Here is a 26,007-nt window from a genome sequence, read left to right on the forward strand (position 1 = left end):
AGTGCCCAGGTGGCGGAATTGGTAGACGCGCACGGTTCAGGTCCGTGTGCCGCAAGGTGTGGAGGTTCGAGTCCTCTCCTGGGCACCACCCGCATATAAGTCGGATCCGCTTTTCAAGCGAGTTTGATAGTCAAGGCGACAAGCCCCGAAAATCGAAAGATATTCGGGGCTTTTGCTTTTTGTCGGCGGCATCAGCGCCACGGCACCTTGCGCTGTAAATGATGGCGCGCATAAAGATCTTCGCCCATGCCTTCGATCTGCCCATCGATCAAGGCTTCAAAGGGACGCAATAACGCATCGACATTCATCGGCGATTCGATCGCGTTCAAGGCGTGCGTCACTGCTTCAATCGTGGACAGGGCGCCCGGGATGTCCGCATGACGCACGCGATAGCGCGTCGTCAACCCCGCCGGCAGCATCACGCGCGGCAGCGCCGCCAGCTCGGGATTGATATGCAGCAGTTTGCGCGCATGCCCCCACGTCCCATCCGGCACGATCAATTGAATCGGCTGCCCCAGATCCTGCCCATACCCCGGCTCCAATATCTCGGCCGAAGGGCCAGGAAACAGCAAACGTGGCGCATAGCCGGGCTCGGCCCAGTCGTCAGGCGAAAAACGTTCGCCCACCACGCGCCTTGCACCCACCAATCCCAATACGGCCAGTCTGGCCGTATTCAGCGCATGGCGAGATTCACTGGGGTGCTGCAAGACCACGACGCGAGTGCGGCATGACAAAGACGGAATAAGCGGGCACAGGCAGTGCGATTCAGGACGCAGGCAGCGCGTGCAAAGGGTACGGGACATGGGGCGACACTATATCGAAAGCGGGCCGCTCGAAGAAATTCAAACGAGATGAAAAAAACCGTCGCCACTTGCACACAACAAAAAAAGTATGCATAATCTCGCTCCTCTGCTGCTGAACAAGAAACGACGCGAAAGCGACGCAACAAGTGAAGCACCAGCGCCCAGGTGGCGGAATTGGTAGACGCGCACGGTTCAGGTCCGTGTGCCGCAAGGTGTGGAGGTTCGAGTCCTCTCCTGGGCACCAATTATTACATCACGAGGTACCTGTCGTGATGCGCCAAGAAGAACCCCGTTCGTGAAAACGACCGGGGTTTTTTCTTTTCCGCTGCGCTCTTTTCCAAGTGCGGCGATGGCTGGGACTGGCGCGGCAAACCCGATGCCCCGCCTAAGCCCCGCCCTACTTCAGCACGCGCGTCATCACCACGTGCGGAATGCCGGCCTCGACGAATTCCTCGCCTTCCACCGTGAAGCCGTGCGCCTCATAGAATCCGGCGGCATGCGTTTGCGCGTGCAGCACCAGCATGCGGTGGCCGTCGCCATGGCCTTGCTCGATCAGCGCATCCAGCAACTGGCTGCCCACCCCCAAGCCGCGCGCCTTCTTATGCACGGCCATGCGGCCAATATGGCCATCGGGCAGCAAGCGGCCCGTGCCCATCGGCGTACCGTCCGGCCCATAGGCAACGGCATGCACCGACACGGCGTCGTCGTCATCCAGCTCGACCTCGGGCGGCACCCGCTGCTCAACGACGAATACCTCGTAGCGAACCGAGTAGGCGTCCTCGCGCAGCCTGTCCCACGTACCCAAAGCGATACGCACCGTTGATTGCTTCATTGATTGTTTATTGGTCGACATCTCCATTCCCTCGCGTGCAGCCCGTCAATAACAAATATGCTACGCCGCATTCTCTCAGGGATGGCAATCGGGCGAAAAGGGGTACGATCGCGGCTTGCTCACGTTGCCTAGGCACGACATGACGCCCACCACTCCGCCCACCTGGCTGAAAGCCGCACCCGCACTTTTCCTATTGTTGTGGTCCAGCGGATTCGTCGTGCTCAAGATTGGCCTGGCCTACGCCGACCCGATGACGTTCCTGGCAGTGCGCTATGCCTGCGTAGTGCTCATCCTGGCGCCCTTCATGCTGATCATTCGGCCGCCGCTGCCGCGCGGCATCCATGCCTGGGTCCACCTGGCGATGGTCGGGTTGCTATTGCAGGCGGGCTACTTCTGCTTCACCTATCTTTCCCTGAAAGTGGGCATGTCGGCCGGCGGCATGGCGTTGATCGCCTCGCTGCAACCGATCTTGATCGGCCTGCTGGCCCCGCTGATCGCGCACGAGCGCGTGGACGCGCGGCGTTGGGCCGGCCTGGGGTTGGGCGTGTCGGGCGCTGCGCTCGTCATCATCGCCAAGGCATCCATCGAAGTGCTGGCGCCATTGGGGCTGGTGTTCGCCGTGGGCGCGCTGCTTTGCATTACCGGCGGCACGCTTTATGAAAAGCGCTTTGGCGTGCAGACCCATCCCGTCACGTCCAACCTGGTGCAGTATGCGGTTGGACTGGCCGTCTCCGCGCCGCTGGCCTTCTGGCTGGAGCCCATGCACATCGAATGGACCGGCGCGTTGCTGGGTTCGCTGGCTTACCTGGTCGTGGGGAATTCGTTGGTCGCCATCACCTTGCTGCTGACCATGATCCGGCATGGCGAGGCGTCGCGCGTGTCGGCGCTGTTCTTCCTGGTACCACCCTGCACGGCGGTCTTCGCCCTGTTGGCGCTGGGCGAACCGATTCCCATGCTGGCCTGGCTGGGCATGGCGCTGGCGGCCGTGGGTATTTTGCTGGTCACCCGCAGCGCGCGCACGCCGCAAGTAGAATAAGCGCCTTCTCGCCCCTGGCTCGCCCACATCGCCGCCCATGAATGCCGTCGTTACCGCCGCCCTGCCGGTCTTTGCGCTGATCCTGACCGGCTGGCTGGCCGCCCGGGGCAAAATACTGGGGCCCGGCGCCACCGACGCGCTGAACCGCTACGTGGTCTACCTGTCCTTGCCCGCCCTGCTGTTTCGCGCCATGACGCAGGTGGACCTGGCGCACATGGCGCACTGGGGCTTCGTCGGCGCATTCGCCGGCGGCATCGCCGTCACCTTCCTGGTGTCGTTCCTGCCCGGCCGGGGTGGGCGGCGCGCACTGACCGACCGCAGCATCGAAGGCTTGGCAGCGTCCTACGCCAATGCCGGCTATATGGGCATCCCTCTCTGCCTGGCCCTGTTTGGCGCCGAAAGCCTGGCGCCCGCCGCCTTCTCTACCTTGCTTACCGCCAGCGTCCTGTTCGGATTCTCCATCGCGCTCATCGAATTCGACCGCCAACAAACGCCCAACGTGGCGGCGACCTTGCTTAAGGTCGGGCGGGCGCTGATGCGCAACCCGCTGCTGGCCGCGCCCGTGCTGGGTCTGGCTTGGGCCTCGACCGGCGTGGCGCTGCCGGAAGGCCTGGACCGCTATGTCTCCCTGCTGGGCGCGTCCGCCAGCCCGTGCGCGCTGGTCACGATCGGGTTATTCCTTGCGCAGACGGAGACCGCCACGGCAGGCCCTGGCGTGCTGCGGCTGGTGACGGGCAAGCTGCTGCTGCAACCGATCATCACGGCGCTGTTGGCCTTCTACGTTTTTTCCATGCCGCCCCTGTGGGCCTGGACCGCCGTGTTGATGAGCGCGCTGCCCATCGGCACCGGCCCCTTCATGCTGGCCAACATGTACGGCCGCGACGCTCGCGTGACGTCACGCGCCATTCTCGTATCGACAGTGGCGTCGGTGCTGACGGTCAGCCTGCTGGTCGCCTGGATCAACGCCCACCCCATTTCCTGACCCTTCGCCATGCTGCTTGCCGCCGCCATCTTCATCCTGACCATCACGCTGGTGATCTGGCAGCCCAAGGGCCTGTCGATCGGCTGGAGCGCCGTGATCGGCGCGGGCCTGGCCTTGGCAACGGGCGTTGTCCATATCGCCGACATCGCGGACGTGTGGCGTATCGTCTGGAACGCCACCGCCACGTTCATCGCCATCATCATCACCAGCCTGATCCTGGACGAGGCGGGCTTCTTTGAATGGTCAGCGCTGCACGTCGCCCGCTGGGGCGGCGGACGCGGGCGACTGCTGTTCGTGCTGATCGTGCTGCTGGGCGCCGCGGTATCGGCCCTGTTCGCCAATGACGGCGCCGCGCTGATCCTGACGCCCATCGTCATGGAGATGCTGCTGGCCCTGGGTTTCGGACCCGGCGCGTCACTGGCCTTCGTGATGGCGGCGGGATTCATCGCCGATACAGGCAGCATCGCGCTGATCGTGTCAAACCTGGTGAACATCGTGTCGGCGGATTTCTTCGGGATCGGATTCGGCGAATACGCATCTGTGATGCTGCCCGTCAACCTGATGGCCGTTGGGTCGACGCTGGCGGTGCTGTTGCTGTTCTTCCGCAAGAGCATCCCGCCACGCTACGACGTGAGCCAACTGCCGGCGCCCGCCTCGGCCATTCGCGACCCGATCACGTTCCGCGCTGGCTGGATCGTTCTGGCGCTGCTGCTGCTGGGTTTCTTCGTGCTCGAGCCCATGGGCATCCCCGTCAGCGCCATTGCCGCGGCGGGCGCGTTGGGCCTGCTGCTGATCGCGGGACGGCAGCACATCGTGGGTACGCGCAAGATCATGCGCGGCGCCCCCTGGCACATCGTGATCTTCTCGCTGGGCATGTACCTGGTGGTGTACGGCTTGCGCAACGCCGGCCTGACCGCGCATTTGGCGCAAGTGCTGGACCGTTGCGCCGAATACGGCCTATGGGGTGCCGCGATGGGCACGGGCCTGATCACGGCCTTCCTGTCTTCCATCATGAACAACCTGCCGACCGTGCTGGTCGGCGCACTGTCCATCGCCGACACCAGCGCCACGGGTCCACTGAAGGACGCCATGATCTACGCCAACATCATCGGCAGCGACCTGGGGCCGAAGATCACCCCGATCGGCAGCCTGGCCACGTTGCTATGGCTGCATGTCCTGGCGCGCAAAGGGCTGCGGATCACCTGGGGATACTACTTCAAAGTAGGTATTGTCTTGACGCTGCCGGTATTGCTGCTGACGCTGGCCGCGCTGGTCTGGCGGCTGCAATAGCCAAGCGTAATCACCGCCGCCATCGGACTACGGGCTGCATATAACTTTTAGTTATTATCAAGTCGTTATTTAATGGTTTGAGGGATTTAAGCTCCGCCTTAAACTTCACCCATTCCCACGGGCGCCTTCCACGCGCCCGTTTGCATTGAAGATCCAGATTCCACCGGGACTCCCCATGAGCACCAACGCCGCAACCCTGCCCCTACCCTCGGCCATGCCGCCCATCCAGATCAACCGCAAGCCGCTCTGGATTGCCCTGTTGCTGGTGTTGGCGGGCGCGCTGTACTTGAACCAGACCGTCAGTTGGCGCCAAGGCGCGCTGTGGATCGTCGGCGCACTGCTGGGCGTCACGCTCTATCACGCTTCTTTCGGCTTCACGCAAGCCTGGCGGGTGTTCGTGTCCGACCGCCGTGGCGCGGGCCTGCGCGCGCAAATGTTCATGCTGGGCGTCGGCGTGCTGCTGTTCTTTCCCTTCCTGGCCTCGGGCACGCTCTTTGGCCAACCCGTCACCGGGCTGGTCTCGCCACCGGGCGTATCGGTCGTGCTGGGCGCCTTTCTCTTTGGCATAGGCATGCAATTGGGCGGCGGCTGCGCCTCGGGCACGCTGTTCGCCGTGGGCGGCGGCAACACCCGCATGCTGGTCACGCTGCTGTTCTTCATCGTAGGCTCGGTCATTGGCACCGCCAATTTCGGCTGGTGGTCCACATTGCCCGCGCTGGCGCCGACCTCGCTGATCAAGACCTGGGGCCTGGCGCCCGCGCTGATCGCCAATCTGGTGGTGTTCGCACTGATCGCCTGGGGCGCCACCGCGCTTGAAAAGCGCCGCCATGGCCACGTGATTTCGTTCGCGTCGCGCACGGCTCGGCCGGTCTCGCTGCTGCAAGGCCCGTGGCCGCTGATCTGGGGTGGCGTGGCGCTGGTCGTGCTGAACTTCGCGACGCTTGCGCTGGCGGGTCGGCCCTGGGGCATTACCTCGGCCTTTGCGCTGTGGGGCGCCAAAGCCTGGAATGCGGTCGCCGGCGACGTCGCCACCTGGACTTACTGGAGCAAGCAGCCCGCGCTGGCCGCGCCGCTGCGCCAGGATGTCACCACCGTCATGGACATCGGCCTGATGCTGGGTGCGCTTGCCGCCGCCAGTGCCGCCGGCAAGTTCGCCCCCGTCTGGAAGGTGCCGGCGCGTTCGCTCGCGGGCGCCGTGATCGGCGGCCTGCTGCTGGGCTATGGCGCGCGCCTGGCCTTCGGCTGCAACATCGGCGCCTACTTCAGCGGTATCTTGTCGGGCAGCCTGCACGCCTGGCTGTGGCTGCCGGCTGCCTTCGCGGGCAGCGCACTGGGCGTGCGCCTGCGCCCCGCCTTCGGCCTGGCGGTCGAAAAGACTCCGCCACCGTCCAGCTGCTGACATCCCCCTGCCGGAAAACAGTGTTCCAAGAACCGCCCCCTATTTCAGGGGGCTTTCTTTTTTTCGGCCGTTCAGCTGGTGTATGGTTGCTCCATTCCGCAATACGGAGAGGACTATGAGCTGGATCATTGGCCGCTACACGGCTTTTCTGTTGACCCTGGTCGGCGCGGTGGTCACCGCCTTCCTGGCATTCACGAGTTCGCTCTGGTGGCTGTGGGCCGCCATCCCGCTGGCGATGCTGGGCGCGCTGGGGGTCTATGACCTGATCCAGACCCGCCACGCCATCCGGCGCAATTATCCGGTGCTGGGCAATCTGCGTTTCCTGTTTGAGTTCATCCGCCCGGAGATCCGCCAGTACTTCCTGGAAGACGACACGCAGGCCGCCCCTTTTTCCCGTGCGCAACGCTCCATCGTCTACCAGCGCGCCAAGCGCGAAATCGACAAGCGCCCCTTCGGCACGCAGGAAGATGTCTATGGCGACCGCTATGAATGGATCAACCATTCCATGTCGCCCTCGCACATCAACGACACGAATTTCCGCGTCACCGTGGGCGGCCCCGACTGCAAGCAGCCCTACTCCATGTCGGCATTCAACGTGTCCGCCATGAGCTTCGGCGCGCTGTCCGCCAACGCCATCATGGCGTTGAATGAAGGTGCGCGGCAGGGCGACTTCGCGCATGACACCGGCGAAGGCGGCATCAGCCGCTACCACCGCCAACCCGGTGGCGGCCTGGTGTGGAACATCGGTTCAGGCTACTTCGGCTGCCGCGACGAGCATGGTGCGTTCTCGGAAGAAGCCTTCGTGAAGAACGCCTGTACGCCGCAGGTGAAGATGATCGAAATCAAGCTGTCCCAGGGCGCCAAACCCGGGCATGGCGGCATTCTTCCGGCAGGCAAAGTCACGCCCGAGATCGCGGAGGCGCGCGGCGTCGTCGCCTGGCAGGACTGCAATTCACCGGCCAGCCACTCGGCTTTTGACTCGCCCATCGGGCTGATGAAATTCGTGGCTCGCCTGCGCGAACTATCGGGCGGAAAGCCCGTGGGCTTCAAGTTCTGCGTGGGCCACCCGTGGGAATGGTTTGCCATCGTCAAAGCCATGCTTGAGACCGGCATCACGCCTGACTTCATCGTGGTGGACGGCGCTGAAGGCGGCACCGGCGCCGCGCCCGTGGAGTTTGTCGACCATGTGGGCACGCCGCTGCGCGAAGCGCTCAGGCTGGTGCACAACACGCTGATTGGCGTGAACCTGCGAGACCGCATCAAGCTGGGCGCCTCGGGCAAGATCATCACCGCGTTCGACATGGCGCGCGTCATGGCCATGGGCGCCGACTGGTGCAATGCCGCGCGTGGCTTCATGTTCGCCATCGGCTGCATCCAGGCGCAGGCCTGTCATACGGGCAAATGCCCCACCGGCGTCACCACGCAAGACCCCATGCGCCAACGCGCGCTGGTCGTGCCAGACAAAGCGCAACGTGTCACCAACTTCCATGGCAACACGCTGCACGCCCTGGCCGAACTGCTGGCAGCCGCCGGTTTGACGCATCCCAACCAATTGCGCCCGCACCATATCGCGCGCCGCATTTCGTCCAGCGAAATCCGCTTGCTGTCGGCCTTGTTCCCCGAACTGGCGCCGGGCGAATTGCTGCGCGGCGAATTCCGCCACCAGGTGTTCCGCGTGGGCTGGGCCATGGCGCAGGCACAGTCGTTCCAACCCACCCGCGACATCACGACGGCGCTGGCCGAACAGCACGTGTGAGCCTCAAGCGGACACGGATGTCCGGACGCTACAGCCAGCGCTCGAACATCCGCGAAAAGAACTCCATGAAACGGTCATCGGCGCCGCGATCGCGCCAGTCCTCTGGCGTGATCCGCACCGAGTCGGCCACATCACGCTGGAACAAGGCTTCCATTTCGCCTGCGAATTCTGGCCCCAACACCACGGCATTGATTTCGTAGTTCAGCGCAAAACTGCGCCAATCCATGTTGCTGGACCCCACCGTGGACCACACCCCGTCGACGACCGCCGTCTTGGCGTGCAACAAGGCGTCTCGCCTTTCGTAGAGTTTCACGCCTGCCCGCAACAGGTCGGTGTAGTGCGAACGCCCGGCATTGAACACCAGCGACGAATCGCTGAACCCCGGCAACACCAACACGACGTCCACCCCGCGCCGAGCGGCTTCCGACAACACATCGATGAAGGCAGGATCCGGCACGAAGTACGCCATCGTGATGTGGATGGACTTCTGCGCGCTTTCAAAGGCGGACATCAAGGTGAGATACACCGTGTACCCGTCGCTGCGGTCGGGCTGGTTGGCCAGGATGCGTACGCGGGTAGCGCCCACCGGCGGCGCAACATAGTCGCCGCCGCCTGCGATCGGCTCGTCCGATTGCGACGCCCAGCCCGCCTGGATGACCTGTTCCAACTGCGCCACCGCCGGACCTTCGATGCGCAGATGCGTATCGCGCCACGGCGCCGCCTTCGCGTCGCCTTCGGCCTGCCCGCCGCCTCGCCCCCCGCTTGATCCTGAACCCGATCCGGTCCCTGGCGAAGATTCGTACACGCTACTGACATTGATGCCGCCCAGATAGCCCACCTTGCCATCCACGACCAGCACCTTGCGATGGTTGCGCTGGTTCGGCGACCAGCCTGCTCGTCCGCTGGCCGGATTGACGGGGTTGAACACCGCGACTTGCACGCCCGCGTCGCGCAGGCGCTGAAACAGCGCGTCGGGCGTCTTGAGCGTGCCCACGGCGTCCACCATCAAGGCCACCTTGGCCCCACGGTTGCGTGCCGCGATCAATGCCTCGGCAAACCGGGCGCCCTCGGCGTCATCGTCGAAAATGTAGGTTTCCATGTGCACGTATCGGCGTGCCTGCCCAATGGACTGCAACATCGCCTGATAGGTGCTCGGGCCGTCCGCCAATAGCCGGACACGATTGCCGGCCGACAGCGGCGTACCGCTGACAGCTTGCTCGACGGCCAGATGGCGCGCGAGGAAATCGTCCTTGGGAGTCTTGGGGTCCGCCGCGATGCCTTGCCCGCGGCGATAGCTGTCACGAGCCGCATCCGCTGACAGGCCCGCCTGAGCTTTGCGCGCCTCGCGCTCTTGCGCGTCCGGCACGCTGGCGCACGCCGCCAACATGGCGGCAGCGCAAGCCAGCATCAGTGTTTGCGCCCAACGGCGCGCGCCGGGCAACCATGAGGCCGTGCCCGATCGCGATCCGATCCGGCCCGTGGCCGGGGGCGGCCTCATGGCGAAAGCGGCTTAACGCCTGCCGCCCGCCACCAGGCAGCCCAACAAGGCGCCGACCAATGCCGCCACGCCAACGGACTTCCACGCATTCTCATGCACGTACTCGTCCGCATAGGCCGTGGCACGACGGGCGCGCTCACGCGCCACGCCTTCCCAATCGCCCGCCTGCTCGCGTGCGTCTGCCAATTGCTGCTTCAGTCGCGCACGGGCCGATTCGATTTCGGAGCCGGTATAAGAAGCCGTCGAACGCAAGAGATCTTCCGTCCCGGCAAGCAGCTCATGGAAGCTGTCGTTGACCCGGTCGCGATGCAAAGCCATCTCAGCGCGTTGGTTCTTTCGATTCATAGTCGCTCCTTGTGAAGATTGGGCCTGTCGGCAGGCCGCCTTCCGGATGCGGTAGCGCATCCCGGCGTCACCCGATTAGCCATGTCCCCATTGTGCCGATCATTGCCCGCCGCCGCCCGAGCTTTCGCAACCAGCCGTAAACCGATATTTCAGCGGAGCGAATCTTGCTGGGTGATTACCGGGGCCAGCCACCGTCCGTGCCCCGCGACGCATTCGATTTCGTAAAAGTCCATTGCATTCAGCGGCTTAGCGCTTGACAGCGGAACCCCCCTAGCCGCCACAATAGCCCTTTGCAATGCGCTTCAACCGCCTGGAAAAAGGAAGTGAACGCATGGTTTCCCCTTCAGCAGTACTTGCCCACGCCGCGCAGGAATACCAGGCGCGCCCCCCCTTGGCCCTCAGCCCCGAACAGGCCGAATTGCAAGATGGCCTGCTGGACCGTCCGGCCCACATAGACCCCAAATTCCTGTACGACGCGCTGGGTTCATCGCTGTTCACGGCCATTACCCTGCTGCCCGAGTACTATCCCACGCGCTGCGAAACCGAAATCTTCCAGCGCCACGGGCAAGACATTGCCCGGCATATCGGGCCGGTGCAGTCGATGATCGACCTGGGCGCAGGCGACTGCGTCAAGGCCGAGCGGCTGTTCGCCAGCTTGCGGCCACGCCACTACATCCCCATCGATATCTCTGCCGACTATCTGCAAACCGCCGTCAGGCGCCTGAAGCTTTCTTATCCTGACTTGCAAGTCACGGCGATCGGGCAGGACTTCTCGCAGGCGCTTGCCTTGCCTGCCGTCATTTCTACCGAGCAGCGGCTGTTTTTCTACCCAGGCTCCAGCATCGGCAACCTCAGCCCCGACGACGCGCATGCCATGCTGCAACGCATCCGCGCGCAATGCGACGGCGGCGGCTTGCTGGTGGGCGTGGACCGGGTCAAGCCCAGACAGGTCCTGGAGCCCGCCTACGACGATGCGCTGCACTTGACCGCCGCGTTCAATCTGAACCTGCTGCGCCATGTCAACCGAGTGCTGGACGCTGATTTCAATGTGGACGACTGGCGCCATGTCGCGCTGTACAACAGCGCCCGCTCCCGCATCGAAATGCACTTGGAAGCACAACGCCCCCTGCACGTGGCCTGGCCCGGCGGTGGACGCGCATTCCACGCAGGCGAACGCATCCACACCGAGAATTCCTACAAGTTCACGCCACACGCATTTTCCGATCTGTTGCAAAGCGCCGGGTTTCGCGACGTTGCACACTGGTCGGACTCACGCGGCTGGTTTTCCGTTTTCAGCGCCCGCGCCTGACGCGGTCGTCCCCCTCAACGCCACTGGAGGATCGCCATGGAACCTGCCTGCCTGCTGACTCACCCCGCCACTGGACCGTATGCCAGCGGACAGGCCGGCCAGCACGACCGCTACGACGCAGTGCGCACCACCAGCACGGCGCTTGCGGCACCGCTAAGCCCCGAAGACTGCCAGGTGCAATCCATGCCCGATTGCAGTCCCGTCAAGTGGCACCTGGCCCACACCACCTGGTTCTTCGAGACCTTTCTGCTGACGCATTTCCACCCGCCGTACACGATGTTCCACCCGCAGTACCGCATGCTCTTCAACTCTTACTACAACGCCATCGGCGCCAAGCATCCGCGTCCCCAACGCGGTCTGCTGTCGCGCCCCACGCTTGCTGAAGTGCAACACTATCGCCAGCATGTCGACACCGCCATGCACGACCTGATCTCTCGTCTGGGCGGCAACGATGCGGACTTTGACGCCCTGCTGGAACTGGGCCTGAACCACGAGCAGCAGCATCAGGAATTGATCCTGACCGACCTCAAGCACATGCTGTCGGCCAACCCGCTGAAACCCGCCTACGTGGCGGCCGGCTCCCCGGCGTTGCCCCCAGCGACGCCGGCCGGCTGGACCCGCTACGGCGGCGGCATCACCCGCATCGGCCACGATGGCCGCGGCTTCGGCTTCGACAACGAAGGCCCCGCGCACGAGGTGCTGCTGGCCCCTTTCCACTTGGCCGATCGTCTGGTCACGCAACACGAATTCCTGGCCTTCATCCGCGACGGCGGCTACAAGCGGCCCGAACTCTGGCTGTCGTCCGGCTGGGACCGCGTTTGTGCGGAAGGCTGGCGCGCGCCGCTGTACTGGGAAGGCCAGCGCGACGACTGGCGCGTATTCACACTGCGCGGGATGCAGGAACTGGAATTGCAGGCCCCCGTCACGCACGTCAGCTATTACGAGGCTGACGCTTATGCCCGCTGGGCCCGCGTGCGCCTGCCGCGCGAAGCAGAATGGGAACACGCCGCCCGGCAACTGACCGACCCCGCATTTCCCGGCCGCGCGAACATGCTGGAGAACGGCCACCTGGACCCGCGCCCCGCCCCCGCCCGCAACGGTTCGGGCGGCCCGGTGCAGCTGTTCGGCGACGCCTGGGAATGGACTTCCAGCGCTTACGATGCCTACCCCGGCTTCAAGCCCGACGCCGGCGCCGTTGGCGAATACAACGGCAAGTTCATGTGCAATCAATATGTCCTGCGGGGCGGCTCCTGCGCCACCCCGCGCGACCATGTCCGCGCCAGTTATCGCAACTTTTTTCCGCCCGAAGCCCGCTGGCAGTTCTCGGGCATCCGGCTGGCCCGCGACGCCTGAAACCCGGCTTCCACATTTTGCATCCCCCCCGCTTGCACGCCAAAAAAGTTTCGTGCTAGAATTTCGTTCTTCGTTGCTCAGCGCTTAAAACAAGCACTGAACGGCGAACAAGGATTGGCGCATTAGCTCAGCCGGTTAGAGCGACGGAATCATAATCCGCAGGTCCCCTGTTCGAATCAGGGATGCGCCACCAAGAATTTAAAGGCATTTAAAAGAAGGCCCTCACTACGGTGAGGGCCTTTTGCATTGCGCGGCGCGGGGATCAGCCAACTGCGCCGATCCACTACACCTTACGCAACGTGTCCCGGCGCCTGCCGCCCCACGTCGCTGCCAGGCTTGCCACGAACGCGCCGATCAGCATGGAGGCGAAGCCCCACAGCGCAAATGCGGCGGCGGCCTTGCGGGCCTTGTCGGCAGCTTCCTTGGCCTTCTGCTTGGCGTCTTCCGCGGCCTTCTTGGCGTTGGCGATCGTCTGCTCGACACGGCGCTGCGCCACGGCGGGCTCCGTGCCCGTCTGGGCGGCCACCACCTTCACCACATAGTCGCGATCTTCGGGCGTCATGTCACCGCGCGCCAAGCTCATGGCCACGATGCGACCGACCTCCGTCCTGGCCGCGTTGCGGTCGCCGCCCGCATCGGGGCGGTCGGAACGCAGCAGCGTATCGGTGAAATAGTCGGTCGCCCGGTCCATTCCTCCGCCGCTTGCGCCCGCGGCGGCGGTGGCCGTCACCGCCGCGCCCGCCCCTGCCGCGACCGAGGCGCCGGCCTTGGCCGCGCCAGAGGCCAGCGTGGCGATCGCCGAGCCCAGCAAGGCGGCGCTCACCACCGCGCTCAGTGCCCACACGAGAAAGCCATGCGCCGTATCGCGGAAATAGACCTCATCCGAATGCACGTCCACCCATTTCGTGCGCAAGCGCCCGGCCACGTAGCCGCCGATGCCATAGGACACGATTTGCGTGAACAGCATCCAGGCGATGATGCTGATGCCAACAGCAGGCGCCGACATCCCCTCATCCGCCCACGGCGACACCGACAGGAAGCCCAGGCCCGTTCCGCCCGCGAACAGCGCAAGCGACAACGCGGCGGCAATCACCGCCCCCGCGAACACCGCGGCCCAAGACACCGCTGAAATCGCCGATTCATGCGGCGGCACGGTGCCGCCGTACGGCTGGCTCAATGAAGATGCGTTTTCCATGGTGATTCCTTATTGATTGTTTTGTCGCGACGGCCGCAGGCCACTCCCAGGCCGGCAACGAGTCGGGAAACGACAGGCACGTCAGTGCCAGAAAAGCGCCAGCAGGATGATGATGGGAATAGGCACGCCAAGCAGCCATAGCAAGATGGAACGCATAACGGACTCCTCATGGTTGTCATTGCATTGCGTCGACGCCAAGCAATCAGGCCAGGTCGATTGCGCCAGGCAGGCGCGGGTCGGGCGCGGGGGGTGTGGGATCGTGAGCCGGCGGATCATCGGGCGGCTGATTCGGATCCGGCAACGGATCATCCGGCGGCAGATTGCCGGGTAGCGAGGGATCGTCCGGCGACAGGTCGTCTGGCAAGCCGGGTTCTCGATGCGGGGATGGGGTCATGGTGTGCTCCTCCGGCGCCAAGCGCGCCGCCCGCCTTACAGCAATTGGCGTTCCCGGTGCAGCACATTGCTTCGCCAAGATGCGAAAAAGCCCTCATATGAGGGCTTTTCATGCGTGCCCGGCAACGCCGGGATCAAGGCTTGGTCTTGTCTTCCTTGACCATGGCAAGGCCATTTATGCCATCACTACCCAGAAATGCCATCACGGCGGCCTTGCCGGCGGTAGAAGCTTCGTCCTGACTCCCATAGCGCCGTTCTGAATAATTGGTGCTGTGCACATTACCCGTTTCGGGATCAAGCAAGGTGATGATCCACGCGAACTCGCCTGGCATCAGTTGCCTGACCTGTAGCGTGGCACGTGTGCCGGGGCGCAATCTATGCGGCATCTAGCAGCCTTTTGATTGATGGGATGCCGCCATCGTAGCGCAAACTGGCCCGCCGCCCTGATCACGCCAAACACCGTTTGGAATGCTGCGGACGCACATGATTCCATGCTGCACACCCTGCGGCAAAAACGCCACACCCTCCAGTTTGCGCCAGGAAAACCCTAGGGTTCAGTCCGCAAATACAGGCGCACAATCAGTACAAACATATAGACCGCACAAGCGGCGCCGCAGCCCTTTAATCAGGCGAGGACGGAGACAACATGACTTATGTAGCAGTGGTTATCAGCTGTTTGATGGTTATGGGTATCGTCGCGTTGGTGATTCAAACGATTCAAAGCGCAGGGCCCGAGCCCTGGCTGAAGATATCGGCGGCGATTGTCAGTTCAACCTTTGCTTCGCTTTTATTGATTCCACTGGGCTACGCGGTCGCTCAGACCATGCTGATCGACTGATGCCGCCGCTTTCCCGGCAACTCGCCAGAGCTACCCGCCTCGGGCGGGTTTGCCGCGTGTCGCCGCCCAGCACAACAATGAACCAGCGGTGACCATCGCCACGCCTTGCCAGAATGATGGGGTCAGGCGGGTCGACAGCCACACGGCTGCGAAGAAGGTGGACAGCACAGGGGTGAAGTAGGACGCCGTGGCCAATAAGGTCAGGTTGCCTTTCAGTATTCCCACGTTCCACAGTGCATAACCGGCCGCCATCGCGCCGCCGGTGACGCACAGTTCAAGCGTGGCGGGTCCCGTAAATACCATCGCCGGCTCGGCGCTCAGAAAATACTTGATCCACAACGCCCCCGCAGTCAGCATGAAAAACAGCGCGACGCCATTTTTGCCGTCGGCGAATCGCTTTGTCACGTTGCAATAAACGGCCCAGATAATGGCGCCACTGAATGCCAATCCATAACTCAAGGGGTTGCTCGACACATTGGCCAACGTGCGTTCCCACGACAGCCCGCCCGATCCGCCCACGACCCAGACTATGCCGCAAATCGACAGCAAGATCCCCGGTACCACCCAGGCGTTGGCCCGCTGGCCGTTGATGATGATCGCCAGCACCACCGTCAGGCATGGCCAGAGATAGTTGACGATGCCAAGCTCGATCGCCTGCCCGCGGTCAAGCGCAAAGCCCAGCGACAGCGACAGACAGATCTCGTAGGCGACGAACAACAGACTGCCCACGATGAGATAACGCGGGGGGAAGGTCCGCCACTTTGGAAAGCCCAGCAAACAAACCAGAAAACCTGAACCCACCGTATAAATGAGCGCCGCGCCGCCAATGGCGCCGAAGCTCTCGCTGACGCCGCGGATCAGGCCGACAACCGTGCCCCACAGCGCAATCGCCAGTAAACCCAGGATAGTGGCCGTATTCCGGCCAGGAGAAATTTGCATTACCGTTCCGCATGCTTGTTACTGCTCGTCACCTTGGCTATCGCGGCCGGGCGCGGGATCAGCCGGGCAGTTTAGCGAATACCGGACGCGAACGTAGTGACCTGCCGGCATGGGGGGAAGATCCCTGCCAAAGCGCGACATACCCACCGAAACGTTGAAGAAGAGGGAGTAGCATCCGCATGGCCATTTCCATACGCAGATTGAGCGACGTGCTCGCCAGCACAGAGTCGGGCAGGCTTTATCGGATAGAAGTTTTCTTGCAAGCGGACGACCCGGGAACCGCGGACCCACCGCCGCCCGCCACGCGCTACATCCTCAGAACCTCGGAAGGAGAGCGCGTCGTTGCCTTGGGCGAAAAGCGATATCGCCTGATATCTGGCGAAGTGCTGACGGCCCTGGCCCCGCAACAGCCCCCTCGCCCAGATGCCTGACGCACCCGCACGGCATCACAGATCCGACGCCACCCGTCGCTTGCCCTGCCCCTTGGCCTTGTAAAGCGCCACATCGGCACGTTCCAGCAATTGCAGCATCGTGATGCCGGAATCCGGATAGACAGCGATGCCCACGCTGGCCGATACGGCAACACGGATATTCGGATAGGGCAGCGACAGGCTCTCGACCAGCGCTTCGGCCACCACTTGGGCGTTTTCCCGGCCGACTCCCATCAATAGGACCGCGAATTCATCACCGCCCAGGCGGGCTGCCACGTCGGACACCCGGATCGCACGAGCCATGCGATCCGCGGCTTCCTTCAAGACCGTATCGCCGGCGGCGTGGCCATGCAGGTCATTGACGGCCTTGAACCCGTCCAGGTCGATCGCCAGAATGGCGAACGATTCGCCGCTACGCTGGGCCACGGCCAGCTCACGCAGGATCAGTTCGCCAAACAGCACCCGGTTGCACAATCCGGTCAGTGGATCGTAGTGCGCCAGATGCTGGGCATGCGCCAGCATGCGTGAAGCCTGCAACAGCGCCGTGCCGACCTCTTCGGCCTCTTTGACGCGGGTGCCCGGCAATTCGACGGTACGGCCTTCACCCAGCGCCAGCGCGGGACCGACCAGGCCCTGCACCGCCGAGGTCAGACGGCTGGCCAGGCGCAAGGCCAGCCACAGCCCCAGGCCAAACGCGAACGCGGTGCCCAACGCCAGCCAGGCGATGGACCGGTACAGGTCTGTCGTCAGCAGGGTCATGGGCGCACCCGCGGCAACCGTCCAGCCTGATAGCGCCGATCGACTGAACGCGGTATAGACCGGTGTGCCTTCCTTGGTGGTCGACTCCAGCGCTCCCTCGCTTTCCTGCTGCACCGCCTGGGCCAGGGTGGGAACCGCCTTTTGCCCCACGAACTTCGCGGCATCGCGAGTGCGCGCAACGATGGTCCCCGAATTGTCCAACACCGCTGCCACCCATCCGTCCGGCAGCGCCCGCCGGCCCAGCGCATCGCCGATGCGGCTGGGCGACAGGCCCACATTCAAGCTGTAGACAACCGCATCGCCCCGCACCACCGGCACGCCCAGCGCAATCGTGGGATTGTGGCTGATCGCCCCGGTGAACAGCCCGGTCAGCACCGGCGTGCGCGTCTCGAACACTCGGTTCAAGTCCCGCGACGCGCTGCTGGTAGGCAAGGCGGTGCCAAAGGGCACCAGCGTATTGAGAACCTGGTGGCCCTCTCGATCAGTCAGGACATAGCTGTCCACGATTTGGAAACGCACGGAATCCCGCGCGCGCTGATGGAACCCTGCCAAGTCACCGCCGATCAGGTCAGGCGACGACGCCAGCATCTGCAAACCCGCCTCGACGCCGGTCAACTCGCGGTCAAGAATGGAGGTCAGGTTGCGGGCCAGGAATATCGTGTCGCGAAAGACGCGCTCTTTCTGGATGGCATAGCTCTCGTACACAGCCACGGACGCCACGACCAGCGCCGGCGAAATACAGGTGAAAACGAGCGCCAGCAAGCCGGTTCGCATGGAATACCGGTGCTGCGGGCGACTCCGCACGCCCGCCAGGCTTTCGCCATCAGCCATCGCCTATTCCCCTTGGACCCATGTGCCTCCCGATATGCCCTTCCCGGACGTACGCCGGGAATGAAATTCAGAAATTATTGCAGAACTCCGCAAACGCACAATCGGCGCACAGAAGCCATTTTCTGACGCTGTAACGCCTTTTTGGCAAACCATATCGCGTCCCCAATTTACTCTCAAAATTTCGGCTCGGCGACGATTTCCTGACAGATCGATACGCTTGGCAATCTGTATTGATGGCAGGTTGCTACTATCGCCGCCATGACCACTCCGTCCCCCAAACCAGCCGCCTCCAGCACATTGGAGCCCGCCGACAAGACCGTGCTGACGTACGGCGCCATCGCCGCCCTGTCGGGCCTGATCCTCTTCCAGCTCCTGGCGCGCGGCGCCTGGCCATGGGGCAGCCCGTTTGCCCTGGCCTTCCTGCTGCAATGGGTTGCGCTGGCGCCGCTGGCTGGCGCACTGCTGGCCGGCATGCGCAGTGGCCGCCGCTGGCTGGCCGCGCTGGCCATCTACGGACTGATCCTGCCCGCCGTGACGGCCTACGGCCTGACCTCGGCGAATGACGGATTGCCCGGTGAACTGCGCGGATGGCCACAAAGCACTGAACTGGCGTTGGCACTGCTGTTGACGGGCGCGGCGGGGTTCATCCTGCTGCCTGTCACCCAGGCCCTGGATCCCGGCAAGCCGCAGTGGAACTACCCTGCCGTGTTCCGCGCTGCCTGGCGTAACGCGGTCCATCTGACGTTGGCCGCCTGCCTGGCGACGGCGGTGTGCCTGCTGCTGACGGCAGCGGGCGCGATGTTCAACATGATCGGGATCTCGATCGTCCGGACCATCGTCGAGAATACGAATTTCCGGCTTGCCGTCTGGCCGATGATCATGGCCGCCTGCCTGGTGGGGGTGCGACGCCGCCCGCAATTGACGGACACACTGCAACGCTCCTGGTTGACGTTGAATGCCTGGCTGCTGCCGTTGGTCACGCTGGTGGGACTGGCATTCACGCTGGCGCTGGCCGCCCGGCTGGCGTTGGGTCTGCAAGCCGTTCAACTCTCTGCCGGCGCGCTGATCGCGTTTTCACTGGTGTGGATCAAACTGATCAACGCTGCCTGGCAGGACGGCCCCGCCGCTGCCCCCTTTGGCCCGCGCCTGCGCGGGCTGCTGCGTGCGGCGATGGTGTGCCTGCTGCCACTGGCCGCGGTTGCGTTATACGGCGCCATCGTCCGGGTAGAGCAATATGGATGGACAGTCCTGCGCGTCTGGGGCGTTGCCAGCAGCATGGTGCTGGTGTTGTACGGCGCCGGCTATGCGTGGGCGGCGCTGCGCCCAGTGCGCTACTACGCGACGCTGGGCGCCACCAATCTGATCGCAGCCTTTGCCACGCTGGGGTTGCTGGTGGCGGTCAACACACCCATTGCCAATCCCTTGCGCCTGACCGCAGAGAGCCAGTTGCAACGCATGATCGACGGGCGCATGAACCCGGAGCGATTCCGCTTTTACGCAATGGGCAAGGACTATGGCCATTGGGGCCGCGACGCCTTGCAGCAGTTGGCCGACGGCGCAGCCAACGCGCAGGATCCGCAAATTGCCATTGCGGCCGCTGAGACGCTACGGGGCGGGTACTTTCGCTGGGATGACGCCAAACTGGCGGTAGACCAACTGCCGGCAACCGTACCCGCCTTCACCACGATTCCCGCCAACCGCGCGATACCCGAGGCGTGGTGGACCGCGCTACGCGAGACGGCCCCCAGCCACGCAAGTACGTGCGCAACCCCCGTCAATTCCGCCAAACCGGACCAAGCACCGAGTTTGCCTTGCCGCCTGATCTTTGCCGACCTGACGAGCGACGGCCAGGACGAAATCATCCTTTACATGGCGCGGCCAGACGACCAGGCGCCCGGCGCGCAGGAACGATTGATTGCCTATGCCTCGAACGCGCCGGGAGAATGGAGCATGTTGGGGCGGTTGCAGCAAGAGGGCTTCGCGCAACGCCTGGAAGACATGACCGGCGTCATGGATATCCAACAGGCGCTGGAACAAGGCCTGGTGCGCACTCAGCCTCGCACGGATCTCGACCTGATCATCGGCGATAACCTGCTACGGCTGTATTGAAGCGGAATCGATGACACCAGGCGCGGAACCCTGATTCCGCGCCTGCATCACGCTACTTCTCTTCCAGGTCGGGCACGCCCGAGAACTGGCTTTTCAGCAGGGTCAGCGCGCCCTTTTCCGCCAACACCTCGTTGGGGAATACATGCTTGGTATCTTCAAGTACCGGAAATCCGAATATGCGGACCCGGGCATGAAATCCTTCAGGGGTCTCGGCGAACTCGATATCGAAGTTGCGCTCTTCGATCCAGCCTGATCGATGCAGTTTCCATTCCATATGCAACGCGCTCCTGATTGGCGAAGTTGACACGAAAGGCCGGCCCGGACAGAGCCAGCGCTGCTAACACCATACACCCGGCGCCGCCCATGCGGATGACTTGTCGCCATTCGCACGCGCGGCGCCTGCGGCGTTACTCTCGCCGGGCCGGCGGCGTTTCCGCCTTGCCCAGCAGTTCGTCGGACGAGGGCGAAAAAAGGTCCCAGCAGGCCATGAACAACGCGGCGATCAGCGGACCAATCACAAAGCCATTCAGGCCGAACAAGCCCATGCCGCCCAACGTGGAAATCAGGACGACGTAGTCGGGCATCTTGGTGTCCTTGCCCACCAGAATCGGACGCAGCACATTGTCCACCATGCCGATGACCAGCACCCCGAACGCAATCAGCACCGCGCCCTTCACCACGGCGCCCGTCAACAGGAAGTAGATGGCAACCGGCGCCCAGATCAGGCCTGCGCCGATCGCGGGCAGCAACGACAGGAAGCCCATGATCACGCCCCAGAGCAATGCGCCCTGGATCGACAGGATCGAAAAGATGATGCCGCCCAGCGCGCCCTGCGCCGCTGCCACCGCGATGTTGCCCTTGACGGTGGCGCGCACGACGGTCGTGAACTTGCGGAACAGATGCTGCTTGTGTGCGTCGCTCAACGGCATGGCGCGCTTCAAGCGCGCGGACAACTGCGGCCCGTCGCGCAACAGGAAGAACAGCAGATACAGCATGATGCCGAAACTGATCACGAACTGGAACGTGTCCTGCCCGATGCTCAGCGCCTGCGTCGCCAGGAACTGGCTGGCCTGCATGGCGCCCGCAGTGAGTTTTTCCTGCAAGCTTGGAATATCGGCAAGATCAAAACGCGCCAACAGGTCATGCACCGACGGTGGCAAAGCCTCCATTGCCTGCTGGAAATACGAGCCGAAGTTCAGTTCGCCCGACTTGATGCTCTGATATAGATTCGCGCCTTCGCGCACCATGGATCCACTGATCGCGACAAGCGGCAGGATGACCAGCAACAACACAAGCGCCAACGTGATCAGCGCGCCAAGATTGCGCCGCCCGCCGATGCGCTTGACCAGCCGGCGCTGCAAGGGGGCAAAGATGATGGCAAGAATGGCGCCCCAGAAAACGGCGCCGTAGAAAGGCCACAATAGCCAGCCGAACGCGATGGTGACCACCACGAGCAGGAGCAGAAAGGTTCTGTAGTGCAAGCTGGATGATTGACTCATGTTCCATTCCAGGCACGGCGTGCGCCGCGAGACCCGCATTGTACAAAGCGTCCGTCCCGGGACGGATTCAGGCTCCCTGCCCCAGGGTGCGCAGGATGGTTTCCCGAGCCTGCGCCAGGCCCTCTGATTGCGCATTCAGCCCCTGCAAGCGCAAGTTGAGTTCCTGCTGTAGCGTGAGCGTCGCCACGCGCGCCTGGCCGTCCACCAGCAGGATGTCCACGGCATGAGCAGCAACAAAATCCGCCACGCCCACGGCATCGCGGGCCACGGAGTCCATCCGGGTCGCCGCCTGCATCAATTCTGAGGCGGGTGCGGTCACGGCTTCGTCATAAACACCGTCGTAGACCGGCGCCAGATCGGGCGGCAGTGCCAACTCGACACGAGCGCGATCGGCCTTGGCGCGTGCATCGTGGAGTTTGCCCGCGCTATCGGCCAGCGTTTTGCGGGCCGCCTCGAAGCCGGACTTGCGTTCGACGATCTCGCCCACCGAGCGGATCGTCTCCATCGCCAGCACCTCGCGCAACGGAGCGGCGGCCTCAGCCATCGCCTTCTGAAAATCGGTGATGACCTCGTAGGCATCGGCGTAATCACCCACCGCCTCCTTCTCAGACTCGCTCAGCGCGCCAATCGGCAACAGCGCATCGCTGCTGACCCGTGCTTGCAGCAGCTGAATGAACGCCACGCGCTCTTGGGGCTCTTTATTGACGCAGGCCGTCATGAATAGCATCGACGCCATCGCCAGGCCCGTCAGGCTGGCTCGCCACGGTGACATGCGTGTCCTCCTTGCATCAGCGGATTGAGGTGGCGGGGTTGAAACCCCAAGGGGAATGAACCACGGCGATGCCGGACATCCGTGGGCAGATTATCCCGAAGCATCGGCCAGCAGCCGTTCATGGGCGGATTTTGTTGCGATCGAAGCGAGTTGACACAGGACGCGGGGGGAGCGGATCGCCCCAGGGCCTCAGACATTCAGCGGATACCGCATCGCGCATCGCCGTGCCGGGTCGAAGCCCGCGGCCGCCTCGGCATGCAAGCGCGCTTGCAAGGGCGGCGAATACGGCTCGGCCAGCTCGGCGAAGCCCAGCCGACGGTAGAACGGCGCATTCCATGGCAGTTCCCGGTCAGTGGTCAGCACAACCGCCCCGTACCGGTCCATAGCCCGCGCATGCGCCAGGACTACCTGCATCAAGGCCCGGCCCAGGCCGCGCCCCTGCCACGGCAACGCCACCGACATTTCGGCCAAAAACAGGTCACCGCCCATCGGCCGCGCCAACGCGAATCCGCGCACATGATCATCGGGCTGCGCCACCCACAGCAGGCCGGCCGTTTGCGCCTGGGCCAATTCAGTGTGCGGCAAGGGGGCGCCGTCGGCGGCCCAGGCCATGGCCGTGCCAAGGAAGCGCTCGGCCGCAGAGCGCTCGATATCGGCCAGGCCGGTCAGGTCGGAAGGGTGGGCGGATCGGATCATCAGGATGGAAAGTATGCACCATGCGGGGCCGTGGCCGGCCCCTGCCCCAATCCCTTAAAATGCAGGATTCGGCCGCGCCGTCGGCCGCTCGCAACATTGGCATCGCCCTGACCATGACTCAAAACGCCACTCCCGCCCCCTGGGGCTTTACCCAGCCTGATTGCCGCGGCGCGGCCGCCCTGCTGTTCTTCATGAACGATCTGGCGCGTGTCGTGAACCAGTACTTGGGACAGGGCCAATTGTCGGACGAAGCCTTGGCGGATGCCCAAAAAGCCGTTGACGCGCTCCTGCAACGCTATATCGAGATCCAGGCGGCGCCTGAAGCGTTCAATGACGAGCACATCGGATTGGCCCTGGAAACCGAGCGCCAACCTGACGGCACCACCGGCGCGCAAGTGGCGCTGCGGATGTCTCCCCGCCTGGAAGGCCTGATCATCGAGGCCCAGCGCCAGGCTCGCGCCACGGAACACTGACCCGGCCGGGGCCATTGCGCCCCACTTGAAAAAAGACTTGCAAACCCCCTCAATTAGCGATAATATCGTTGGTTGAGGTCTTTCTTCTCGCCACCGCATTTCAAAATAAACGGCAAGGGCTGAAAGAAAAGCGCTACTAGCAATAGCAGCAATAGCAAGCAACAAATAGCACGCAATACCTCAGCAGTGCCTGGAGCGCCCCAGAGGCAACCCAGAGCAGCACCCCGGACTCCGGCCTGATTTGCGAAAACCCATAATGCCAAAACGCAAATCCCGGCTCCGTTCAGGAAGCCGCGCCCTATCGGCGCAACTTTCACAACCCAAGCAGCTTCGCATCCCACTGCGTTGAATCGGTTAAAGCCCGGGTCTCGAACCTGAAGGGCCAGACCGCAGGCACGCAGCCAGAAGCCGCCCACAGCACCTTCGCCAAACCGCCAGTCCGGCTTGGCCAGAAGCAACAAAATACGCTGCGGCTTGCGTCGACCTCACGACAACAGCCGCACAGCAACCGCCAAAGCCAACCCACTTTGCGCGGCCCCCTCAGGCCTAAAGGGCGCACGCACCGAACCTGCGCACCACCTGGCCCGAACTGATGCCGTCCTGGACTGACGGATGGCATCAAACAGCGGCAGCAAACCGTTACCCGCGCACGCAAAAATATGAGAATGCGCAAAGGGACGGCAACACTTATGCGTTAGTGTCATGCATGCCTGTCCGATTCAACCCGGCCGGACATGGCGAACGACCACGATGTGAGGCGCTTTTGTTACGTCCACATCTTGCGCGGCATGAACACCACGCAGCTTTCTAATAACTAGAACCTAGAGAACAAAACACCATGAATACTCGTTTCACTACCTCGGACCTGATCCGACGCCCGGCACACACGATGCTGGACAACACCCCGATCCACATCGGCGACATCGTTTACCTGCAACCGGCCAATGGCCCGGCCATCCGTGCGACGGTCATCTTCAATGCGCCGATCGACGGCACGACGACCTACACCACTGAAGTCGTGCCTTGCGGCTCGCCCACGCAGAAAGTGCCTGGCCAACGCATCCGCTTCCGCCACGAGCACGTGCACCGCATCGAACCCGTGCGCCGCACCACGCATTAATCCAAGTCAAACTCGCCGCGCTTCATGCGCGGCGAGTACTTTTGTGCGTGATAAAGTCCCAGGCAATCCTGTCCAGGCAAGCTCAACATGCAGAACAATCGGCAAGCGATCCGCATCTGGGATCTTCCCACCCGCATCTTTCACTGGGCGCTTGTCGTCTGTATCGTCGGCGCCTTTGTCAGCGTGAAGCTGGGCGGCCTGTATATGGATTGGCACGTGCGCTTCGGCTGTACGACGCTGGGCCTGATCATCTTCCGCCTGCTATGGGGCATCATCGGCCCGCGCTATGCCCGCTTCAGCCAATTCGTGCGCGGCCCCGCCGCGGTGGCGCGATACCTGAAGGGTGCCGCCGCCCCCGCTGGCCATAACCCGCTGGGCGCACTGTCCGTGCTTGCCCTGCTGCTGGTCATTGGCTTTCAGGCCGCAAGCGGCCTGTTCACCACCGACGACATCATGACCCAGGGGCCGCTGTTCGGACACGTCAGCGAGACCATCTCGGGCGCCCTGACCTCGTGGCACAAACTCAATGAATGGGTCATCATCGCGCTGATCGCGTTGCATCTGCTGGCTGTCGCCTGGTACGCCGTGGTGCGCCGCAAGCGGCTGGTGCGCGCCATCATCACGGGCAATGTCGACGCCCGCGAGGTGCCCGCTGGCACGCCCCCCACGCAAGACGGCGTAGCGGTCTGGTTGCGCGCGCTGGTGTTGGGCGCCTGCGTGACTGGCCTGGTGCTGTGGATACGGTCGCTGGAAATCGTGTCGGACATGTCCTTCTCCTGATCCAGCCCCAAACCGCCACAAAAAAAGCCCCTCGAAAATTCGAGGGGCTTTTTCCTTGGGTCCACGCGGCTGCCCGAAGACAGCCTGCGGCCTTATTTCTTCTTGCGATAGGAATCGTGGCAAGCCTTGCAGCTTGCGCCCACGTCACCAAAGGCCGCGCGCAGCTTGTCCAGATCGCCAGCATCGGCCGCAGCCGACAGCTTCACGATATTGTCCTGGAAGGCTTGCTGCTTTTGCTTGAAGCCGGCCGCATCGCTCCAGACCTCGGGGCGGGCATCGCCACCTTCCGTACCTGGACCGAACGCCGTCCACGGCAAAGCCGAAAGCGTCTTCAGCACTTCAACGTTGGCCTTGATCTGCGCGGCATCGTAGGGCGCCTGGCCCTTGACCACCGGCGCCATGCGGCCGAAGTGCGAAGCCATCAACGTCAATGCTGACTGACGGTACTTGACCGCATCTTCAGGCTTGGCGAACTGCGCCGAGGCGGTGGTCGCCAGCAACGGCCCCGCCGTCATACAGGCCAACGCGATCAGCGTGGACAACTTCTTCATTGCAATCTCCCGTAAGGA

At 63.5% G+C, this 26,007-nt stretch carries 27 protein-coding genes and 3 tRNA genes; 15 read left to right on the plus strand and 15 right to left on the minus strand.

Annotated elements, in window-relative coordinates; genetic code table 11:
* Positions 1 to 3 precede the first annotated feature (3 nt).
* Positions 4 to 88, plus strand: a tRNA-Leu gene (locus HV753_RS27090).
* Positions 89 to 191: 103 nt separating this feature from the next.
* Here the strand turns inward: HV753_RS27090 and HV753_RS27095 are convergent.
* Positions 192 to 803 (minus strand): tRNA-uridine aminocarboxypropyltransferase, encoded by a 612-nt coding sequence (locus tag HV753_RS27095; protein ID WP_175177671.1) that lies wholly within the window; start codon positions 801 to 803, stop codon positions 192 to 194.
* Between the two features lie 159 nt (positions 804 to 962).
* Here HV753_RS27095 and HV753_RS27100 point away from each other — a divergent pair.
* Positions 963 to 1,047: transfer RNA gene (locus tag HV753_RS27100), tRNA-Leu, on the plus strand.
* Between the two features lie 153 nt (positions 1,048 to 1,200).
* Here HV753_RS27100 and HV753_RS27105 read toward each other — a convergent pair.
* Entirely contained in the window at positions 1,201 to 1,635 is a 435-nt protein-coding gene (locus HV753_RS27105; protein ID WP_175177672.1) for a GNAT family N-acetyltransferase, read from the minus strand.
* 139 nt (positions 1,636 to 1,774) lie between these two features.
* On the opposite strand from HV753_RS27105, the gene HV753_RS27110 reads away from it, so the two are divergent.
* The 5 genes from HV753_RS27110 (at position 1,775) to HV753_RS27130 (ending at position 8,098) form a co-directional block, all read left to right on the plus strand.
* Entirely contained in the window at positions 1,775 to 2,671 is an 897-nt protein-coding gene (locus tag HV753_RS27110) for a DMT family transporter (protein WP_175177673.1), read from the plus strand.
* Between the two features lie 37 nt (positions 2,672 to 2,708).
* A complete protein-coding gene (locus tag HV753_RS27115) occupies positions 2,709 to 3,653 on the plus strand; it encodes an AEC family transporter (RefSeq protein WP_175177674.1) in 945 nt (314 codons plus the stop codon).
* 9 nt (positions 3,654 to 3,662) lie between these two features.
* Positions 3,663 to 4,943 (plus strand): arsenic transporter, encoded by a 1,281-nt coding sequence (locus tag HV753_RS27120; RefSeq protein WP_175177675.1) that lies wholly within the window; start codon positions 3,663 to 3,665, stop codon positions 4,941 to 4,943.
* A gap of 175 nt (positions 4,944 to 5,118) precedes the next feature.
* Positions 5,119 to 6,342 (plus strand): YeeE/YedE family protein, encoded by a 1,224-nt coding sequence (locus HV753_RS27125; RefSeq protein WP_175177676.1) that lies wholly within the window; start codon positions 5,119 to 5,121, stop codon positions 6,340 to 6,342.
* A 115-nt stretch (positions 6,343 to 6,457) separates the two neighbouring features.
* A complete protein-coding gene (locus HV753_RS27130) occupies positions 6,458 to 8,098 on the plus strand; it encodes an FMN-binding glutamate synthase family protein (RefSeq protein WP_175177677.1) in 1,641 nt (546 codons plus the stop codon).
* Positions 8,099 to 8,126: 28 nt separating this feature from the next.
* Here HV753_RS27130 and HV753_RS27135 read toward each other — a convergent pair whose 3' ends face one another.
* Entirely contained in the window at positions 8,127 to 9,485 is a 1,359-nt protein-coding gene (locus HV753_RS27135; RefSeq protein ID WP_175177788.1) for a phospholipase D-like domain-containing protein, read from the minus strand.
* A 123-nt stretch (positions 9,486 to 9,608) separates the two neighbouring features.
* Positions 9,609 to 9,941 carry an ElaB/YgaM/YqjD family protein gene (locus tag HV753_RS27140; RefSeq protein WP_175177678.1) on the minus strand — a complete coding sequence of 111 codons (333 nt, stop codon included), beginning with the start codon at positions 9,939 to 9,941 and terminating at the stop codon, positions 9,609 to 9,611.
* Between the two features lie 331 nt (positions 9,942 to 10,272).
* On the opposite strand from HV753_RS27140, the gene egtD reads away from it, so the two are divergent.
* From egtD to HV753_RS27155, 3 genes are all read left to right on the plus strand, one after another.
* Complete coding sequence (egtD, locus tag HV753_RS27145; protein ID WP_175177679.1) at positions 10,273 to 11,250, plus strand: L-histidine N(alpha)-methyltransferase; 978 nt, start codon at positions 10,273 to 10,275, stop codon at positions 11,248 to 11,250.
* 36 nt (positions 11,251 to 11,286) lie between these two features.
* On the plus strand, positions 11,287 to 12,603 hold the full coding sequence (gene egtB / locus HV753_RS27150) for an ergothioneine biosynthesis protein EgtB (protein ID WP_175177680.1): 1,317 nt from the start codon (positions 11,287 to 11,289) through the stop codon (positions 12,601 to 12,603).
* 116 nt (positions 12,604 to 12,719) lie between these two features.
* A tRNA-Met gene (locus HV753_RS27155) sits at positions 12,720 to 12,796 on the plus strand.
* A gap of 90 nt (positions 12,797 to 12,886) precedes the next feature.
* Here HV753_RS27155 and HV753_RS27160 read toward each other — a convergent pair.
* The 3 genes from HV753_RS27160 to HV753_RS27170 form a co-directional block, all read right to left on the minus strand.
* The gene (locus HV753_RS27160; RefSeq protein WP_175177681.1) at positions 12,887 to 13,798 is read right to left on the minus strand and encodes a hypothetical protein; all 912 of its coding nucleotides are present in this window, start codon (positions 13,796 to 13,798) and stop codon (positions 12,887 to 12,889) included.
* A 202-nt stretch (positions 13,799 to 14,000) separates the two neighbouring features.
* Positions 14,001 to 14,192 carry a hypothetical protein gene (locus HV753_RS27165; protein WP_175177682.1) on the minus strand — a complete coding sequence of 64 codons (192 nt, stop codon included), beginning with the start codon at positions 14,190 to 14,192 and terminating at the stop codon, positions 14,001 to 14,003.
* 133 nt (positions 14,193 to 14,325) lie between these two features.
* Entirely contained in the window at positions 14,326 to 14,493 is a 168-nt protein-coding gene (locus HV753_RS27170) for a hypothetical protein (protein ID WP_246288407.1), read from the minus strand.
* Between the two features lie 344 nt (positions 14,494 to 14,837).
* Between HV753_RS27170 and HV753_RS27175 the strand changes: the two genes are divergently transcribed.
* Positions 14,838 to 15,029 carry a hypothetical protein gene (locus HV753_RS27175; RefSeq protein WP_105558470.1) on the plus strand — a complete coding sequence of 64 codons (192 nt, stop codon included), beginning with the start codon at positions 14,838 to 14,840 and terminating at the stop codon, positions 15,027 to 15,029.
* A 30-nt stretch (positions 15,030 to 15,059) separates the two neighbouring features.
* Here HV753_RS27175 and yddG read toward each other — a convergent pair whose 3' ends face one another.
* On the minus strand, positions 15,060 to 15,968 hold the full coding sequence (yddG, locus tag HV753_RS27180) for an aromatic amino acid DMT transporter YddG (protein ID WP_175177684.1): 909 nt from the start codon (positions 15,966 to 15,968) through the stop codon (positions 15,060 to 15,062).
* A gap of 446 nt (positions 15,969 to 16,414) precedes the next feature.
* Entirely contained in the window at positions 16,415 to 17,989 is a 1,575-nt protein-coding gene (locus tag HV753_RS27185) for a sensor domain-containing diguanylate cyclase (protein WP_175177685.1), read from the minus strand.
* 258 nt (positions 17,990 to 18,247) lie between these two features.
* On the opposite strand from HV753_RS27185, the gene HV753_RS27190 reads away from it, so the two are divergent.
* Positions 18,248 to 20,098: a DUF4153 domain-containing protein gene (locus tag HV753_RS27190; protein ID WP_175177686.1), complete on the plus strand. Its 1,851-nt coding sequence runs from the start codon at positions 18,248 to 18,250 to the stop codon at positions 20,096 to 20,098.
* A 52-nt stretch (positions 20,099 to 20,150) separates the two neighbouring features.
* Here HV753_RS27190 and HV753_RS27195 read toward each other — a convergent pair whose 3' ends face one another.
* The 4 genes from HV753_RS27195 to HV753_RS27210 all read right to left on the minus strand — a co-directional run bounded on the left by HV753_RS27195 (position 20,151) and on the right by HV753_RS27210 (position 23,065).
* Positions 20,151 to 20,372 carry a hypothetical protein gene (locus HV753_RS27195; RefSeq protein WP_175177687.1) on the minus strand — a complete coding sequence of 74 codons (222 nt, stop codon included), beginning with the start codon at positions 20,370 to 20,372 and terminating at the stop codon, positions 20,151 to 20,153.
* Positions 20,373 to 20,505: 133 nt separating this feature from the next.
* Entirely contained in the window at positions 20,506 to 21,597 is a 1,092-nt protein-coding gene (locus HV753_RS27200; RefSeq protein WP_175177688.1) for an AI-2E family transporter, read from the minus strand.
* Positions 21,598 to 21,664: 67 nt separating this feature from the next.
* On the minus strand, positions 21,665 to 22,369 hold the full coding sequence (locus HV753_RS27205; protein WP_175177689.1) for a DUF3053 family protein: 705 nt from the start codon (positions 22,367 to 22,369) through the stop codon (positions 21,665 to 21,667).
* Positions 22,370 to 22,558: 189 nt separating this feature from the next.
* Positions 22,559 to 23,065: a GNAT family N-acetyltransferase gene (locus HV753_RS27210; RefSeq protein WP_175177690.1), complete on the minus strand. Its 507-nt coding sequence runs from the start codon at positions 23,063 to 23,065 to the stop codon at positions 22,559 to 22,561.
* A 113-nt stretch (positions 23,066 to 23,178) separates the two neighbouring features.
* Between HV753_RS27210 and HV753_RS27215 the strand changes: the two genes are divergently transcribed.
* Positions 23,179 to 23,538, plus strand: coding sequence for a hypothetical protein (locus tag HV753_RS27215; protein ID WP_175177789.1), 360 nt, complete (start codon positions 23,179 to 23,181; stop codon positions 23,536 to 23,538).
* 53 nt (positions 23,539 to 23,591) lie between these two features.
* Here HV753_RS27215 and HV753_RS31155 read toward each other — a convergent pair whose 3' ends face one another.
* A complete protein-coding gene (locus HV753_RS31155; protein ID WP_217481498.1) occupies positions 23,592 to 23,999 on the minus strand; it encodes a hypothetical protein in 408 nt (135 codons plus the stop codon).
* 377 nt (positions 24,000 to 24,376) lie between these two features.
* Here HV753_RS31155 and HV753_RS27220 point away from each other — a divergent pair, with 377 nt between their 5' ends.
* Both HV753_RS27220 and HV753_RS27225 read left to right on the plus strand, forming a co-directional pair.
* Positions 24,377 to 24,658: a hypothetical protein gene (locus HV753_RS27220; RefSeq protein ID WP_175177691.1), complete on the plus strand. Its 282-nt coding sequence runs from the start codon at positions 24,377 to 24,379 to the stop codon at positions 24,656 to 24,658.
* Between the two features lie 87 nt (positions 24,659 to 24,745).
* Positions 24,746 to 25,438, plus strand: coding sequence for a cytochrome b/b6 domain-containing protein (locus HV753_RS27225; protein ID WP_175177692.1), 693 nt, complete (start codon positions 24,746 to 24,748; stop codon positions 25,436 to 25,438).
* Between the two features lie 92 nt (positions 25,439 to 25,530).
* Here the strand turns inward: HV753_RS27225 and HV753_RS27230 are convergent, their stop codons facing one another.
* Positions 25,531 to 25,989 (minus strand): c-type cytochrome, encoded by a 459-nt coding sequence (locus tag HV753_RS27230; protein WP_175177693.1) that lies wholly within the window; start codon positions 25,987 to 25,989, stop codon positions 25,531 to 25,533.
* Positions 25,990 to 26,007: the final 18 nt, after the last annotated feature.

This window comes from Achromobacter pestifer, from assembly GCF_902859625.1.
Taxonomy (GTDB): Bacteria; Pseudomonadota; Gammaproteobacteria; order Burkholderiales; family Burkholderiaceae_B; genus Achromobacter; species Achromobacter pestifer.